Origin of the sequence: Streptacidiphilus albus JL83, assembly GCF_000744705.1 — a bacterium.
Lineage (GTDB): Bacteria > Actinomycetota > Actinomycetes > Streptomycetales > Streptomycetaceae > Streptacidiphilus > Streptacidiphilus albus.
In genome coordinates this window covers 4,601,298-4,616,417 of sequence record NZ_JQML01000001.1, presented here as the reverse complement: position 1 = coordinate 4,616,417, position 15,120 = coordinate 4,601,298, and the positions used below count along the sequence as shown (strand labels likewise).

Genomic DNA, 15,120 nt, shown 5'->3' with positions numbered 1-15,120 from the left:
CAGCTGCGTGTGTCTGTCGATGGTCAGGACCTCTTGTGACGTGCAATGCCCCGAACGGGTGATTTGCGCACCAGGTCCCCCCTAGGCTATCTTGGTAGATCGTTGTTTGTTTCATTTGCCCGGCGCCGCCGTTACTCCCATCAGGCGCCCTGGCGCGTACCGTGCACTCCGTGGCTGACCGCATTGAGGCGGTTGTAGGTGAACCCCGCGGACTAGGCGCGTGCCGACACCCGGAAGGTTCTTCATGTCTCTCGTTGACGACGACCGCTTCGTCATGCCCGAAAACGGCTCCGAAGCCTCTGCCGCCGCCACGGTCAGCACCACCGACTCCACCCCTGCAGACACCACCACCGACGTCCTCGACGCTGCTGTCGAGTCCGACGCGGACACCGCCGCCGAGCCGACCGAGCCCAAGGTGACCTTCGGTGACCTCGGCCTCCACCAGGACCTGGTCCGCACCCTCGCGAAGAAGGGCGTCACCGAGCCGTTCCCGATCCAGGCCGCGACCATCCCGGACGCGCTGGCCGGCAAGGACGTCCTCGGCCGTGGCCGCACCGGCTCCGGCAAGACCCTGAGCTTCGGCCTGCCGCTGCTCACCCGCCTCGGCGGCAGCCGCAGCCAGGCCAAGCGCCCCCGCGGTCTGATCCTGGTCCCGACCCGCGAGCTGGCCATGCAGGTCGCCGACGCCCTGGAGCCCTACGGCTCGGTGCTCGGCCTGCGGCTCAAGGTCGTGTGCGGCGGTACCTCGATGTCCAACCAGATCTACGCGCTGGAGCGCGGCGTCGACATCCTCGTCGCCACCCCCGGCCGACTGCGCGACCTGCTCGACCGCGGCGCCTGCTCGCTGAACGAGACCGAGGTCATCGTCCTGGACGAGGCCGACCAGATGGCCGACATGGGCTTCATGCCCGAGGTCACCGAGATCCTCGACCAGGTCCCGGCCGGCGGCCAGCGGATGCTGTTCTCCGCCACGCTGGAGAACGAGATCGACACCCTGGTCAAGCGCTACCTGAAGAACCCGGTCACGCACGAGGTCGACCCCTCGGCCGGCGCGGTCACCACCATGACCCACCACGTCCTGGTCGTGAAGCCCAAGGACAAGGCCCCGGTCACCAACGCCATCTCGGCCCGCAAGGGCAAGACGATCATCTTCGTCCGCACCCAGATGGGCTGCGACCGCGTCGCCGAGCAGCTGCGCGACGCCGGCGTGCTGGCCGACGCCCTGCACGGCGGCATGACCCAGGGCGCCCGCACCCGGACGCTGGCCGACTTCAAGGAGGGCTACGTCAACGTCCTCGTCGCCACGGACGTCGCGGCCCGCGGCATCCACGTCGACGACGTCGACCTGGTCCTGAACGTCGACCCGGCCGGTGACCACAAGGACTACCTGCACCGCTCCGGCCGCACCGCGCGGGCCGGCCGCTCCGGCACGGTCGTCACGCTGATCCTGCCGCACCAGCGCCGTTCGGTCTTCCGCCTGCTGGAGGACGCCGGGGTCGAGGCCACCCGCCACATCGTGGACGGCTCCTTCGACGCCGACATGGTGAAGATCACCGGTGCCCGTTCGCTCAGCGAGGTCCAGGCCGAGTCCGTCGCGACCCAGGCCAAGCAGGCCGAGCGCGACGTCCAGGAGCTGACCCGCGAGCTGGAGCGCGCCACCAAGCACGCTGCCGACCTGCGTCAGGACGCCGACCGCCTGGCGGCCCGCGCCGCCCGCGAGCGGGTCGCCCTCGGCATCGAGGACGAGCCGGTGGCGGACGCGGCCGAGGCGGCCGAGGGCACGCCCGAGGTGGTCGTCCCGGCCCAGGCCGGCGCGATCGTCGAGGAGGAGCCGGCCCGCCCGGCGCGCACCTCGTCGGTGCGGGACGAGCGCGGCAACTTCGAGCGTCGTGACGACCGCGGTGGCGACCGTGGTGGCTTCCAGCGCCGTGACGACCGTGGCGGCGAGCGCCGTGACGACCGCGGTGGCGACCGTGGCGGTTTCCAGCGCCGTGACGACCGCGGCAGCAGCCGTCCGTCGTTCGGTGACCGGGACCGGGACGGCCGCTCCTCCGGTGGCTTCCAGCGTCGTGACGACCGCGGTGGCGAGCGCGGCGGTTTCCAGCGCCGTGACGACCGCGGCAGCGAGCGCGGCGGCTTCGAGCGTCGTGACGACCGCGGCAGCAGCCGTCCGTCGTTCGGCGACCGGGACAGCCGGACCGGTGGCTTCCAGCGTCGTGACGACCGCGGCGGCAGCGCCGGCGGCCGTTCCTTCGGCGGCGGCGAGAGCCGCTCCTCCGGTGGCTACCAGGGCCGCAGCAGCAGTGGCGGTGGCGGCAGCTACGGCGAGCGCAGTGGCCGCCCGTCCAGCCCGTACCAGAGCCGTGACGACCGCAGCGGCGGCAGCCGCTCCTTCAGCGACCGCCCCTCGTCCGGTGGCAGCCGTCCGGCCTTCGGCCGTCGCGACGACCACCGTCCGGCTGCCGGCGGCAGCCGTCCGACCGGTGGCTTCCAGCGCCGTGACGACCGCGGCAGCGGCAGCTACAACGGCGGCTCGGCCTCGGCCGACCGCAAGCCCCGCTGGAAGAGCTGACCTCCTTGCAGGTCTGAAGAACTGAGCTGAGGGCCGTTGCCCGCTCCCGGATCTCCGGGAGCGGGCAACGGCCCTTCGGCGTCGGTGGCAGGCTGTTCCCCGTGACCAGGGACGAACTGCTGAGCGCGCTCGCCGGACTGCGCAAGGCCAACATCGGCGGACGCCGGGCCCCGCACAAGCCCCTGCTCCTGCTGTGGCTGCTGGGACGCCTGGCCGCGCACGGCAGCAGCCACGCGGCGTACCTCGACGCCGAGGAGCCGGTGAGCCGGCTCATCAACGAGTACGGCCCGCCCCGGAAGGGCTCCGCACGGGACCGGGCGGCCATGCCGTTCGTCCACCTGGAGCGCGAACTCTGGGACATCACCGACGCGGACGGCAGGCCGATCACCCCCGACCTCCGGGAGAGCGGGCCGCTGCTGCGGCAGTTGGGGGCGGTCGGTCGGTTGCGTCCCGAGGCGGAGCGGTTGCTGAGCGACGCGGGGACGATGGCGGTGGCCGTCCGGCTGCTGCTGGAGCAGCACTTCACCGGCTCGCTGGAGGCGGCGATCTGCGAGCAGGCGGGCCTGGACCTGCGGGGGCTGGAGGTGTCGCTGCTGGAGTCGGCGCTCAGCGGCGCCCTGGCCGACCCGCGCGGCTACCGCCTCCGGCCGAGGACCCGGCGCTCGGGCTTCGCCGAGGAGGTGCTGGCCGCCTACGGCCACGCCTGCTCCATGTGCGGCTACGACGGCGCGCTGCGCGGCTACCCGGCCGGCATCGAGGCCGCCCACGTCCGCTGGCACAGCCAGAACGGCCCGGACGAGGTCTCGAACGCGCTCGCCCTGTGCGCGCTCCACCACCGCCTGTTCGACCTGGGGGCCCTGGGCCTGACGGAGGACCGGACCATCCGGGTCTCCGGCCTCTACGCCTCGGCCGGACCGGCCGGCGCGGCGGTGGCCGCCCTGGACGGTGTCCGGCTGTCCCTCCCGCGCCACCGCGGGAAGGCGGTGGCCACGCCGCACATCGCCTGGCACGACCGCCAGGTGTTCAAGTCCGCATAGCCGCAATCGGAATGCCGGTGGCCAAGCGCCGGGCTTCTCCGGGTAGGATCACAACGGCTGGTGAACTGTCCCTCCAGGACGCGTCCGTCGGCCGCCGGGCCGCTAGCTCAATTGGCAGAGCTGCGGACTTTTAATCCGTAGGTTGTGGGTTCGAGCCCCACGCGGCCCACATCCTTGAGCCCAGGTCAGAGCCCATGACCTGGGCTTTTCGTGCGTCAGGGAACCGGACATGTCGGGCGCTGCTCGCTTGAACGGCTGACGATCACGTCCGGTCGGAGCGGGCGGCGTGGTCCTCGGCCTGGGCCTGGACGAGGTCTGCGGCGAACCGCCGCAGCCGCTCCGTGTAGACGACCAGGCCGTCGGCGAGCGTGAGGATGTCCGGCGCGGTCAGTTCGTCGCCGCCGTGTTCAGTCACCAGCGACGCGTACACCTGGCGCCGGGTGTGCCGGGTCGCCAGCGGGTACTGGTACATGTCGATCGCAATGCGCACGCCGACCGAGTCCGTCAGGTCCAGCTCGACCGGTGCCGAGACGTGGAACTGGTCGCCCTTCCAGCCCTCCTGGCCGGAGTGGTAGACCGTGCACCACCGGGGGCACGGTCGACCGAGGTGGTCCGCCATGCTCGTCTCTCCTCCAGTCGGCGCCGGGCCATGGGGGGCGTCCCGTCACTGCCTCCACGCAGGGAGACGGGACGGCCGGCCAAGTGCCGTCCGGGCAGCCGCCGTGGGGGGCTTGGTCTGCCCGGACGGCAGTCTTCAGAGCGACCGGTTCTGTCCCCGGCCGGGACGCGGCCTCGGCTTCAAGTCGCAGGACGGGCAGATCAGCACGGTCCAGCCGGGCCCGGAAGCTTGGTCGACGCTGCCGAGGATCCGGCCGTGATCGGTGTGGTCACCGCACTCGCAGCACAAGCCCGGCGCTATCTCCGGTGTGCTCATCGCCGGCAGGGCGTCGGCGGCCACCACCGGGTGCTCGGTCATCCGATGCACCTCGGCCCGAACTCCAGATCCCGGCCGGCGACGAGGATCTCCGGCGAGGCCGCGTAGATCGCGTCCAGGCGTGCCACCCCGGGCGGGGTCAGTTTGCCGTAGCCGGCGGCGGTCATCAGCTTCACGTACTCGACCCAGACGGCCACGAGGACCGTCTCCGGCCGGTGCTCTGCGTAGGGGATCATGTCTCCCCCTCGGTGGCCAGGTCCTCGACAACTTGGAGAACGTTGTAGAGCGAGGACACGAGCGCCCCGATCTCCAATTGCAGCTCGGATGCGGGGATGGCGGACAGGTCACGGCTGCGCACACGATCAAGGTCGTTGCGGGCGACTCGGACACGGAACTCTTGCGACGGCGACAGGGGCTGGCGTACGGGCACAGGCGAGGCCAGCGGCTGCAGCGTGGAGACTGCGGGATCTGCCATGACTCGACGTTAGGGACAGCCGGAAACCGGCCACAATGAACATGCGACTACTTGCAGGAGGTCACCCGAGGGACTGAATCGCCGCACCGATCAGTCGCCGAGCCTGCCCGCCGTACATGGCCAGGGCCGACAGATCCGAGAATGCCTGCGCGTACATCGACACCTCGTGCGGCTGCGTCACCGTCAGGTGCGCGGATACCAGCTCCACGTTCACCTGCTCGTCGTCGTACAGCGTGAACGACTCGACCGGCCATCCTGCGCCGCGGCGCGTCCCCATGGGAATGATGCCCAGGCTCACCGACGGCAACAACGCCACCTGGATCAGATGGCCGAGCTGGGCAGCCATCGTGTCCACGTCGCCGATCACCGTACGCAGAACCCATTCCTCGACCAGGACAGCGAAGCGGTGGTCGGGTGAGCGCAGGATGGCCTGCCGCGCCATACGCACGGCCACCGCCTCGGCGACATCGTCGTGAACACCCCGCAGTGAGACAATCGTGTTCAGAACAGCCGTGCTGTACGCCTCGGTCTGCAGAAGGCCGGGGACAACCCACGACTGGTACATGCGGAACCGGCGGGTGCGGTCGAACAGCGGTTTCACGCTCTCCTGCGCCTGCTTGAGGCCGGCCCGCTCCATCCGTCTCCACTCGACGTACATGCCGTCGATGCCCCGGGCTGTGGCGACGAGGTCGGGAAGATGCTCGGGTACGCCGCAGTGGAGCGTCCATGCACGCAGTGCGACGTCGGACGGCGTCACCTTGCCGTGCTCGATCCGGGAGCACTTCGCCTCGTGCCATCCGCACAACGCGGCCAGCGCCCGCGCGGTCAGACCGGCATCGAGCCGGATCTCGCGGAGGCGCTGGCCCAGGGCCTGCCTGGCCTGTTCAACTGTGGACGCTGCTGATGTCGGTGACACAGTCCCCCAACTGTCGGCTTAGGCGGGCCGGTAGTCGCCGTGCGGGATCGCTCGTTCCCAGACCGCTTCGAAAGCCGAGGCGCAGAGCTTCACCACGGCGGCGTCGGCTGTGACCTCTTCAGTGACGAAGTCACCGTTGCCGCTGAAGTGATGGACCATGGCCACGCTGCCGTCGATCAGCCAGAAGTCGTTTCCCGGCAGAGCGATGTCGGTGGCTCTGGCTCGGGGAAGCCATCGGACGTCCTCGCCGGCGGCGAGGTTGGTGAACGTGACGTCGTACTCGAAGCGGATGTATTCGCTGACGGGCTCGGAGACGATACGCGCGCGGCGCACCGCAACCCCGCGCGACACGGTGTCCGTGATGGTCTGCTGCCAGGGCCGCCACCATGACGCCCGGTCCGCCGGATCGTTCCGGTGCCCGGCCTTCCAGGCGGCGTAGAGCGGATCGTCGAGCATGTAGCCGTCACGCATTTCCAGGTGAACTGCTGAGTGCTCGCAGGTACTCAGCAGGTACTCAAGCGTCGGTGCCGCCACCGTTGACCTCCGGGAAGAACTGCATCATCCGCCGGGGGAATTCGATCACGGTCTCGTGGTCGGGGATGTCCATCTGGGCGAGCCGCTCGGCGTCGGGGACCTTCCAGCCCTGCAGCAGGTAGTTGTCGGTCTCGTCGTCGTAGTACACGGTCGGGGACTTGCCCTCGGGCGAGTCGGGGTCCTGGCCGAGCTTGTGCAGTGCCATGACGGTCACCTCTCAGTCGGAAGTGCGGTGTGACTGAGCTTGCACGCTCCGCTGTCGACTGCGCTACGAGTATGCGGAACTTGCGGCGCCAACCTGAGGAATCGGGCTCGCATGCACCAAGCGCCGGGCAGTCCGGGCGTCAACTCGGCCTCACCCGGCCCGTAGGCTGCTCCCGGTGATCCTGGCCGAGGTCGAGCAGGACCCCCGACCACCGCACCGCACCGCACCAGAACGGTTCGACGGTGGCGCTCAGGGACAAGGCTTGCTGGATCCGCAGTCTGATCAGCTCAGCCCGATGTTGCCTACGCAGTTGGGACAAAGCCGATCGTCGTCGCTACTGAGAGATGGGGGCCATTCCCCAAGTCGTGCAGATCGACGAGGTAGCCGGCCGAGAGCCCCAGCAGACGCGCGGCCTCGTTCCCTCGCAGCCCGGCCCGCATCCTCGCCTCGGCCAGCATCCGCCCGACCTCGGCCGGCATCGTCCGCCGCTGCCTCACTGTCGCCTGCTGCTCCACGGCGCTGCTCCTTCTCGCTAGTGCTATGACCGGGAGGGTTCGCCGGGCCCGGACCGCCGGGGTGGCTCCGAGTTGGGATGTCCTGGTCAGTGCTCCCGAGGCCTGTCGTGTCCGCGGCCTCTGCGACGATTGCTGAGTGAGCAAGCAAGAGCGGGACGCGTTGACCAAGGCTGAGGATGCCTTCATGGTCAATTCCTATGAGATCGATATCCTGCCTGGGGTCTGGGGCGACCTCGACGAGGTCGACCAGTCCCGACCGGTCAGCGAGCTGGCGGGGATCCTGCTCTCTCTCATCGATCGTGGGTGGATCGAGGTCCACCGAATCGCGCCGTGGACGTCCCCCTCCGGGGGGAACGGACTCCAGCCCGGCGAGCTGGTGCCTCGTGAACAGCTTCCGGCGATTCTTGAGGAGGCGGCCAACTGGGAGTATCCCGAAGACGGGGACTGGATTGGCGCGTTGACCCTGGTGGAGACCGAAGCGGGAAGGAAGATCACTCGCTTCTCTCCCGAGGAGATGGCCGAGTGTGGCGGGAAACCTTCGGCGGCTGCCAACAGTCGTTCGCTTCAGCGGATGCCCCCTCGCCGACCTGGCATGGACCACGAACCCGGCGAACCTTCGCGGTCACAGCACTAGGCACGACGCGCCGCCAACCCCGGGGGGCGGGCGGCGCGCTGCACGGGGATGGACTTCCCGCGCATCCCGCCGGTGGACATGCAATCCCGGCGAGGGGTTCAAGGGACGCTGCTCGTTCCCTGCTCGCTCGAATGGCTAAAGATCTAGGTCTGCTGCCCTGCTGACGGATCATCGCGAGCCAACTCGTGGACGCACCGGGCATTCCCGCTCGGTGACTGTGCCTTGCCCTTGGTGCTCATAGAGACGTGACTGCCACACCTCTGGCAGCGCCACAGCGGACGGCCGTCCTCGCCGAGTTCCGACGCCCCCGGATCGACCTCGTGGCCGAGCGATGCGAACCACTCCAGAGCTGCGGTCACTCGTTCTGCCGACCAGTCGGCAGCCGGCGGCCGGTCCGGAAGCCGGGAGCCAGGCCGGCGTAGATACCAGCGGATGAGCTCACGGACGACCTCGGGGCGCCGACCGTCTGAAGCGGTGTCCAGGTCCGCCCAGTCGTCGTCGGCGGCGCGGACGTGCTGGATGGGCATCTCGCCTGTTCGCGGCCGGGCCACGGGCGCTCTCCTGCTGGTCGCTCGCTGTGTACACGGGACCATAGCCTTCGCCGAGTTCCGTGTCCCGGCCCCCGCCGCCGAGCCCACCGACCTGGGCGCTGTCCATGCTCGCCGGCCCGGCCTACCTGCTGTACACCCACGTCTTCGGCTGACCCGCCCGGCACTGCCCGGTCGCCATTCGACAGCTATTCGAACATGCGCCGACAAGGTTTATCCACAGTGGGGACAACCGATGCGAAGCGCTCTGTCGGCGACTGCCCGTACGCTCGCAAAATCACGCCGCGTCAGTGCACTACCCGGATCGGATTGACTGGGAGTTCCTCGTCCAGGAAGCCGGCCCCATGGCCTGACGAATCGATCAGGTATGTAGTGTCCAGGCCCTCGCCGTAGACCTGCCACTTCCCGACAGGGGTCTTCGTTCCAAACTTGATCTCGAAGTCGACTCGATACCACTTGTTGGGTGCGTAGGTCCGCCACAAGTCCATGGGCTCGTCGAGCTGATAGGAGCCCATGTCCTCGGTCCCGTTGCCGTCGTGCCACACGCCCGTAGACGGGTCGCGCCACTCCACCTGCACGGTCGGGGTCGCGTACCCCTTCGGCGGGACGATCAGCAGTCCGTAGCCGTCGCTCTTCAGCCGGTACTTGGACCGGTCTATGAAGAAGGTGTGGGCGTACACCACCTGGCCTGGGTGGATGGTGGCAGGGATGCCGTAGGTGACGACGTCGAAGCTGCCGACGTAGGCCGTACCGCTTGCCTGTGCGGTGCCGACGCTGCCCGGCAGCACGGCAAGAAGTCCGGCCGCAGCAGCCAGAACGGCGGTGCGGCGTATGCGTGTCCGCAAGGTTCCCCCCATGGGTGTTGATCACTGGGAGGGCAGCCTAGCGGGCCCGGGCCAGGCCCGAGGCCCGCTCGCAGGCGGCAACCACGTTCATCACGACCGTGGTTGCGCTGGCCGTCGTGGCCACCACAAATTTGCGACTCCGCCCGCCGGAGTCGCGAACCATGATCTTCGTGCTGTCGCGTATGCGAGAGGGCAAGCCGCCCCCGGCAACGGTCGCCGGCCGCGCTGCGACAATCAATCGCGCTCGAACTCCAGGACCGAAGCTCAGTTGACGCTCCCAACCGGATCTCGTCGTACCTGCGTGCGATCATGTTCCGCGCAGCGCTCAAGCGCACGGGGAACAGGAGAGGGCCGTCTGTGCCCTCGCGGATCACTGGGGGAACAGCAACATGACCACGTCCAGGGCTCTGGGTGCGGCAGTACTGCTTGGCGTCGTGACATTGGGAGCGGGCGCCTGCAGCAGCGGCACCGCCAAGCCGACCGCTACGGCAACCGCCACCGGGCCAGCAGCCACCGCGGCGTCGGCCACGCCCGACAGCGGCACCGGCGACTCCATGGCGCAGAAGGTCGCCGCCTGGTTCAACGGTGGCGGCAAGGCCGACATCAGCACGTTTGGAACCGACTTCACCCGGCTCCAATCGGACGCCAGCGCCGAGAACGTCTCGGCCGTGGGCGGCGACTGCGCCATCCTCGCCAGCGCCACGACCAGTGCTGTGGACTACGGCCCCATCCCCGACCCGCAGGCACAGTCGCACTGGGCGAAGACCCTCGCCGACTACACCACTGGTACCTCACTGTGCTACGACGGCGCCGCGAAGCTGAACGCTACTGAGGCCGGCAAGGGCATCGCCGACATCATCGCCGGAACCACGCAGCTGGCGGCCGTAGGAACCCTCTTCCTCGCCATCCAGGCCGGCGCACAGTAACCCGGAGCCGACAGGACTGGCCGCCTCGTTCACCGGATCGGTTGACCCCGTCCGCCGTGCCCGGCCGAACGGCTGCCCCGTTGAACCAGGCGTGACCACTATCGCCCCGCCCGTCGACCTCGCCCGCCCTGCCGCTCCGCACCCATCTCGCCGACGGCGCCGGTGCGAGACGCCCATGTACGAGGCCCTCGCTGCCGATTGGGCGGCGTTCGGCCGCATGGTGCCCGGCGACCGCGACCGCGAATGGGTCGAGCTGGTCACCCGCAAGATCTGGTAGCCAACCAAGCGGGACAGCGCCCGCGCCCCAGGGGCAGCCGCGCCGAATTGGTTCGGCAGCTTGTCAAACGGGCGCAGCAACCCCCCGGAAACCGGTCCCCCCGGTCCCCAGGGCCGAGTACCCTCGCGGCGTGTCGACATCGGACGATCTTGGACTCTCGCATCAGGCCACATCAGGCGAGGACTTCGTCGCCTACCTGGGTTCGCGGACGCGACTAGCGCAGTGGCGCATACGGTCACGCGCCTGCGCCGTGGCGGACGCCGTCGCCGCCACCGCCGGCGCGGCACTGCTCATCCTGGCGGCAGTCGACAGCATCACATCGTGGCCCTCCGACCGGGTTCTCCTGGACCACAACGACCTGTCCCAGGTCGCAGCAGTCGTCCTCATCCCCGGCTGGCTCTGGCTGCCCCTAGCCTTCATGCTGATAACGCCGGGACGGCGCTCACGCCCCGACGCCCAGCAGAAGGCCACCGACCGTGCCGTCGATCGGATGCTCCGGAGGGCCATGTTCCCTGGTCTGCGCGTACGCCTGGCGCTCGGTCTTCTCGCCCTCCTGTGCGCCGCCGTCGTGATCGGCGGCATCGCCATGGGAATAGCCAAGGGCTCAACCCAGGTCCTGCCGGGCCCGCGCTACGAGATCTCGACGCTCGACCTCAACCAAGCCGCATGGACGCCGATCTCAGCCAGCCAGTACAACCACTGGCAGGCGAGGTTCGTCCGGGAAGACGGCTTCTTCACCCTCTTCGGGCTCGTGCTAACCGCGGGCAGCTGCGGACTTCTCCAGCTGCACCGAACCGCGATGCAGACCCAGCCGACGCGTGACCTCCAACAACTGGGGTGAATCACCCCAGTAGCTATCGCAACAAGCACCGAGAGCTCACCTGTCCCCACCTGCATTGCTGAGGCCAGCCTCAAGTGCCACCTCCGAATCGGATCGGGGAAACCCGTGGGCAAGTTGCCCAAGGTTTCACGTCCGGTCGGAGCGGGCGGCGTGGTCCTCGGCCTGGGCGGTGGCCAGTACGCCGGCGAGCTCCCGGGCTGGTCCGCGAAGTCGCTGAGCATGTCCGCGTACGCGATCACGTCCGCCGGCTGGTGCATCGTCACCGAGATCGCCGCCCAGGACCAGGCGAAGACGTTGCGCTTGCGCGGGTCGGCGTCGTCCGGGTGCTGGACCATGCCCGCGATGCACTGGACCTCGACCGGATCCGCCAGCACCTCCAGCTTCACCGGCTCGGACTCGTGGTATGTCACTCCGTGCCAGGGACGCTCACTCTCGTGTCGCCCCGAGCACCAGGCCGGACAGGGTCGCCCGAGATAGTCGATCACCATCTGTTCTCCCTTGTCGGTGCCGGCCCGGGCCAGCGGATGCTTGGACGCCGGCCGGGGCCGTCGATGGCCGTCCCGTCGCTGCCTCCACGCAGGAGACGGGAGGGCCGGCCAAGTGCCGTCCGAGCAGCCGCCGTGGGGGCTTGGTCTGCCCGGACGGCAGTCTTCAGAGCGACCGGTTCTGCCCCCGGCCGGGCCGCGGCCTCGGCTTCAAGTCGCAGGACGGGCAGATCAGCACGGTCCAGCCGGGCCCGGAGGCCTGGTCGACGCTGCCGAGGATCCGGCTGTGGTCGGTGTGGTCACCGCACTCGCAGCACAAGCCCGGCGCTATCTCCGGCGTGCTCATCGACGGCAGGGCGTCGGCGGCCACCACCGGGTGCTCGGTCATGCGATGCACCTCTGCCCGAATTCCAGGTCGCGTCCGGCGTCGCGGATCTCGGGCACCAGGGCGTATATCTCGTTGATCCGCGCGCACCCGGACGGCCGGACCTTCCCGTAGGTGGCGGCGGACATCAACTGCACGTACTCGGTCCAGACGTCCACGGGGACCGTCTCGGGCCGGTGCTCGGCGAAGGGGATCACGTCTCCTCCCCGCTGGTCACGGCGAGGTCCTCGACGACCTGCAGGACGTTGTAGAGCGAGGACACGATTGCCCCGATCTCCAACTGCAGCTCGGATGCCGGGACGGCGGACAGGTCACGGCCGCGCACACGATCAAGGTCGTTGCGGGCGACTCGGACACGGAACTCTTGCGACGGCGACAGGGGCTGGCGTACGGGCACAGGTGAGGCCAGCGGCTGCAGCGTGGAGACTGCGGGATCTGCCATGCCATCGACGGTAAGGCCCCGTGATTCACGAAACAGCCGATGATTCTCAAGTATTCGATCGCCGCTCCGAGCGCTTCGCAGAGATTCTCACGAAGTCTCAAAAGCAGCCTGCGCCAGACTGATCAGGCGTCGCGCCTGCCGGTTGTAGACCGCGGCAGCGTGGAACTCCTCCCAGAGTCTGCTGTACAGCGCCACGTCGGCGGCATCGTCGAGCCACATCTCGGCACTCACCGTTTCAGCGATCACTAGCCGTTCATCGAAGATCCAGAACCCGTGCTTGGGCGACGCCTTGAGAGGCACTCGCAGCGGTAGAACACCAAGCTGGACGGTGTCCAGACCGATGAGGCCATTGAGTCGGTCGAGCTGCTCCACCATCACGTTCGCTGGGCAGTAGGGCGTCTGGAGTGCCGCCTCCCAGACCACGACGCGGAACAGATGGCCTGGCTCGTACAGGGTGGCCTGGCGCTTCAAGCGCGCGCGGACACCGTCCTCGACGTCGAAGGCCGTCTGCTGCAGCTCGCTGAAGTTGGTCAGCACGTGCCGGGCGTAGGCGGCCGTCTGGAAGATCCCGGGAATGATCGAGGGCTCGAAGGCGCGGACCGTTTCCGCGTTGCTCTCCTCCGTTCCGGACGCTTCCTGTCGGACTTTGTGGCCGGCGGCGAGCTGCCGCTTCCACGACCTGAATCGGGTCTCCAGCCCGCGCAGGCGGCCGACGAGCTCCCCGGCTGCCTCGGGCTTTCCGACGGCCTGCGCCCACGCCGTCAGATCGGTCGACGTCGGAGTCTGCTTGCCGTTCTCCAGCTTCGAGATCTTCGACTGCGGCCAGCCCAGGCGCTCCGCGAGTCCGCGGCCGGTGAGGCCGGCCTCGGCGCGCAGTTCGTGCAACCGCGCACCGAGGGCACCTCGGGCCTGCTGAAAATCGGTGCTCACACAGCCGAAGGTACCTGCGCCGTGAGCTCCTCGTAGCGGATCGCGTAGTGCCAGGCCGCATCGCGGGCCTGGCAGTACGTCAGTACCACCGCCGGGTCGTCGACCAGTTCCAGATGCGTCGCCCATCCTGACTCGTCCCAGTGGAACCGGGCCGCACGCTGGGCGTCGAACAGCCAGAAGTCCTCATCAGGGAGGTGCTGCTCGGCGGCGTCGGCGCGCCGCAGGTAGCGGACGTCTTCGCCCGCCTCCAGGTTCTCGGAGACGCTCGTCAGGCTGTACTGCTGGTTCTGTGTGAGCGGGTCGTCGAGGAGACGTACCCGCTCGATTCGCTTCCCCTTGCCGGTCTGCTCCCGCACCATGGCCGACCACGGGTTGTCGGGAGCCGCTTGGCGCGGCTCGCCTCTCAGGAAGCGCTGGTACGCCTCGCTGCGCTGGTCGGCGGCGTAGGAACGGCGCGTCTCCAGTCGCCAGGCGGTGTGGCGGAACCCGTCGTGGAAGAACTCAAGGATCTTGTCGCCGGGGATGCGCTCAGCCACGCGGCTACTCCTTGGGGCCGAAACGGGCCAGCAGCGCCTTCGGCACGATGACGAAAGTCTCCTTGGGCAGGACGTCCCGGAGCTGCGAGAGGGCTTCGGGGTCGTCGAGGATGTCGCCCTGGACGACCACCCGCTCGGGGTCGCCCTCGATCTCGTACAGCGTTGGGCACTGGCCGCCGTCAGACGTGGTGCCGATGAACTTGAGCTTCATGGCGATCACCTTTCGCTCCCCCGGACCGTACCGGGATGCTGCGCACCGTAGCGCCGGCACGCCGAGAATCAGAAGAGGGCGTCAACTCGGCGTCAGACAACGGTGATGTTCAGGCAGGCGGTAGACCACTTCCGCCATCGGGGCCTTCCCCTGCGACAGGCTTCCATCGAGGTGGCCATGTCTGGTCTCGTGAAATGGCTACGCCCGAGATTCCGAGGGTCGCCCGGGCACAACGGTGGTACGCATCACGAGCCTGCCTGTACTCCGCGAAGGCCGTATTCCATGTCTGCTGATCTCCGGGGACCTGACCGCGTGCAAGCTCCGCAAGATGCCACACGGTGTGGTTCAGCTCCCGGGTTGCGGTGATCGTGTCCGTGTCCGTCAACAGCCTGACGGTCTCGATCAGAGCGGCGCGACGCACCTCAGCCTCATGGAGTCGCTCAAGTTCTGCGGCCGTCGGCTCCACTGGTGTGGCGCGGTCTTCCGAGAGACCGCGCTGAGAGGCCATCCTCTGTGCAATGGCGATGATGTCCTTGACGGCGCTGATGTAGTCCGCGTAAGCAGCAAGCCTTCTCTCGTCCCAGCGCACGTCCTGTTGGCGGCGCCAGCGGGCACGCTCGGCCAGAGAGCTAGTCACGTACGAGGCGGCGGAACCTACGATGACGCCAGCGAGGGCCGATATCTGAATGCTGACGCTCATGGATCCCCCAGTCTCGCGTTGGATTCCGCGGCCCGAGCGGGCAGCCGCGAGGTCGCCCTGAACAAGTTACGCAACTCGGCGTGCTCCCGGGGCCTTCTCCGCCCGGGTGTGCTTCGTCTCCTCCATTGCGGGTGAAGCGGAACGGAGGACCGCGATCCACGAAGATCACGTA

General features: G+C 68.7%; 21 protein-coding genes, 1 tRNA gene and 1 pseudogene. 6 read left to right on the top strand and 17 right to left on the bottom strand.

Features of this window, described 5'->3' with window-relative positions; genetic code table 11:
• Positions 1–244 precede the first annotated feature (244 nt).
• The 3 genes from BS75_RS20000 to BS75_RS19990 all read left to right on the top strand — a co-directional run bounded on the left by BS75_RS20000 (position 245) and on the right by BS75_RS19990 (position 3,778).
• Complete coding sequence (locus BS75_RS20000; protein ID WP_034089235.1) at positions 245–2,572, top strand: DEAD/DEAH box helicase; 2,328 nt, start codon at positions 245–247, stop codon at positions 2,570–2,572.
• Between the two features lie 101 nt (positions 2,573–2,673).
• The gene (locus tag BS75_RS19995) at positions 2,674–3,609 is read left to right on the top strand and encodes a phosphorothioated DNA-binding restriction endonuclease (RefSeq protein ID WP_052069556.1); all 936 of its coding nucleotides are present in this window, start codon (positions 2,674–2,676) and stop codon (positions 3,607–3,609) included.
• Positions 3,610–3,705: 96 nt separating this feature from the next.
• Positions 3,706–3,778: transfer RNA gene (locus BS75_RS19990), tRNA-Lys, on the top strand.
• A 93-nt stretch (positions 3,779–3,871) separates the two neighbouring features.
• Here BS75_RS19990 and BS75_RS19985 read toward each other — a convergent pair.
• The 8 genes from BS75_RS19985 to BS75_RS19955 all read right to left on the bottom strand — a co-directional run bounded on the left by BS75_RS19985 (position 3,872) and on the right by BS75_RS19955 (position 7,188).
• Positions 3,872–4,228 carry a DUF6907 domain-containing protein gene (locus BS75_RS19985; protein ID WP_034089234.1) on the bottom strand — a complete coding sequence of 119 codons (357 nt, stop codon included), beginning with the start codon at positions 4,226–4,228 and terminating at the stop codon, positions 3,872–3,874.
• 135 nt (positions 4,229–4,363) lie between these two features.
• Positions 4,364–4,585, bottom strand: a complete 222-nt coding sequence (locus BS75_RS19980; protein WP_034089233.1) for a hypothetical protein — start codon at positions 4,583–4,585, stop codon at positions 4,364–4,366.
• A complete protein-coding gene (locus BS75_RS19975) occupies positions 4,582–4,779 on the bottom strand; it encodes a hypothetical protein (protein ID WP_034089232.1) in 198 nt (65 codons plus the stop codon). Before BS75_RS19975 ends, BS75_RS19980 begins: the two co-directional genes overlap by 4 nt.
• Positions 4,776–5,018 (bottom strand): hypothetical protein, encoded by a 243-nt coding sequence (locus BS75_RS48375; protein WP_152645941.1) that lies wholly within the window; start codon positions 5,016–5,018, stop codon positions 4,776–4,778. The genes BS75_RS19975 and BS75_RS48375 overlap by 4 nt, the downstream gene beginning before the upstream one ends.
• 61 nt (positions 5,019–5,079) lie before the next feature.
• Entirely contained in the window at positions 5,080–5,934 is an 855-nt protein-coding gene (locus BS75_RS19970; protein WP_034089231.1) for a helix-turn-helix domain-containing protein, read from the bottom strand.
• An 18-nt stretch (positions 5,935–5,952) separates the two neighbouring features.
• The gene (locus BS75_RS19965) at positions 5,953–6,405 is read right to left on the bottom strand and encodes a DUF6879 family protein (protein WP_042438536.1); all 453 of its coding nucleotides are present in this window, start codon (positions 6,403–6,405) and stop codon (positions 5,953–5,955) included.
• 43 nt (positions 6,406–6,448) lie between these two features.
• Positions 6,449–6,673 carry a hypothetical protein gene (locus BS75_RS19960; protein ID WP_034093393.1) on the bottom strand — a complete coding sequence of 75 codons (225 nt, stop codon included), beginning with the start codon at positions 6,671–6,673 and terminating at the stop codon, positions 6,449–6,451.
• Between the two features lie 302 nt (positions 6,674–6,975).
• Positions 6,976–7,188, bottom strand: coding sequence for a hypothetical protein (locus BS75_RS19955; protein ID WP_034089229.1), 213 nt, complete (start codon positions 7,186–7,188; stop codon positions 6,976–6,978).
• Positions 7,189–7,324: 136 nt separating this feature from the next.
• On the opposite strand from BS75_RS19955, the gene BS75_RS19950 reads away from it, so the two are divergent.
• Positions 7,325–7,822, top strand: a complete 498-nt coding sequence (locus tag BS75_RS19950) for a hypothetical protein (RefSeq protein WP_034089228.1) — start codon at positions 7,325–7,327, stop codon at positions 7,820–7,822.
• Positions 7,823–8,657: 835 nt separating this feature from the next.
• On the opposite strand, the gene BS75_RS19945 is transcribed toward BS75_RS19950, so the two are convergent.
• Positions 8,658–9,215: a hypothetical protein gene (locus BS75_RS19945; protein WP_152645942.1), complete on the bottom strand. Its 558-nt coding sequence runs from the start codon at positions 9,213–9,215 to the stop codon at positions 8,658–8,660.
• A 389-nt stretch (positions 9,216–9,604) separates the two neighbouring features.
• Between BS75_RS19945 and BS75_RS44530 the strand changes: the two genes are divergently transcribed.
• Entirely contained in the window at positions 9,605–10,141 is a 537-nt protein-coding gene (locus tag BS75_RS44530) for a hypothetical protein (protein ID WP_152645943.1), read from the top strand.
• 407 nt (positions 10,142–10,548) lie between these two features.
• Positions 10,549–11,259: a hypothetical protein gene (locus BS75_RS19930; protein WP_152645944.1), complete on the top strand. Its 711-nt coding sequence runs from the start codon at positions 10,549–10,551 to the stop codon at positions 11,257–11,259.
• A gap of 257 nt (positions 11,260–11,516) precedes the next feature.
• Here the strand turns inward: BS75_RS19930 and BS75_RS52245 are convergent.
• The 8 genes and pseudogenes from BS75_RS52245 to BS75_RS46745 all read right to left on the bottom strand — a co-directional run.
• Positions 11,517–11,747, bottom strand: a pseudogene (locus BS75_RS52245) (DUF6907 domain-containing protein); the annotation flags it as partial.
• A 163-nt stretch (positions 11,748–11,910) separates the two neighbouring features.
• Positions 11,911–12,132 carry a hypothetical protein gene (locus tag BS75_RS19920; RefSeq protein WP_034089222.1) on the bottom strand — a complete coding sequence of 74 codons (222 nt, stop codon included), beginning with the start codon at positions 12,130–12,132 and terminating at the stop codon, positions 11,911–11,913.
• A complete protein-coding gene (locus BS75_RS19915) occupies positions 12,129–12,326 on the bottom strand; it encodes a hypothetical protein (protein WP_034089221.1) in 198 nt (65 codons plus the stop codon). Before BS75_RS19915 ends, BS75_RS19920 begins: the two co-directional genes overlap by 4 nt.
• Positions 12,323–12,571 (bottom strand): hypothetical protein, encoded by a 249-nt coding sequence (locus BS75_RS48370; RefSeq protein WP_152645946.1) that lies wholly within the window; start codon positions 12,569–12,571, stop codon positions 12,323–12,325. Before BS75_RS48370 ends, BS75_RS19915 begins: the two co-directional genes overlap by 4 nt.
• 87 nt (positions 12,572–12,658) lie before the next feature.
• The gene (locus tag BS75_RS19910; RefSeq protein ID WP_034089220.1) at positions 12,659–13,501 is read right to left on the bottom strand and encodes a helix-turn-helix domain-containing protein; all 843 of its coding nucleotides are present in this window, start codon (positions 13,499–13,501) and stop codon (positions 12,659–12,661) included.
• Positions 13,498–14,037 (bottom strand): DUF6879 family protein, encoded by a 540-nt coding sequence (locus BS75_RS19905; protein ID WP_081982461.1) that lies wholly within the window; start codon positions 14,035–14,037, stop codon positions 13,498–13,500. Before BS75_RS19905 ends, BS75_RS19910 begins: the two co-directional genes overlap by 4 nt.
• A gap of 4 nt (positions 14,038–14,041) precedes the next feature.
• Positions 14,042–14,248 carry a hypothetical protein gene (locus BS75_RS51935; RefSeq protein WP_034093391.1) on the bottom strand — a complete coding sequence of 69 codons (207 nt, stop codon included), beginning with the start codon at positions 14,246–14,248 and terminating at the stop codon, positions 14,042–14,044.
• A 109-nt stretch (positions 14,249–14,357) separates the two neighbouring features.
• A complete protein-coding gene (locus tag BS75_RS46745; RefSeq protein WP_081982460.1) occupies positions 14,358–14,948 on the bottom strand; it encodes a hypothetical protein in 591 nt (196 codons plus the stop codon).
• Positions 14,949–15,120 lie beyond the last annotated feature (172 nt).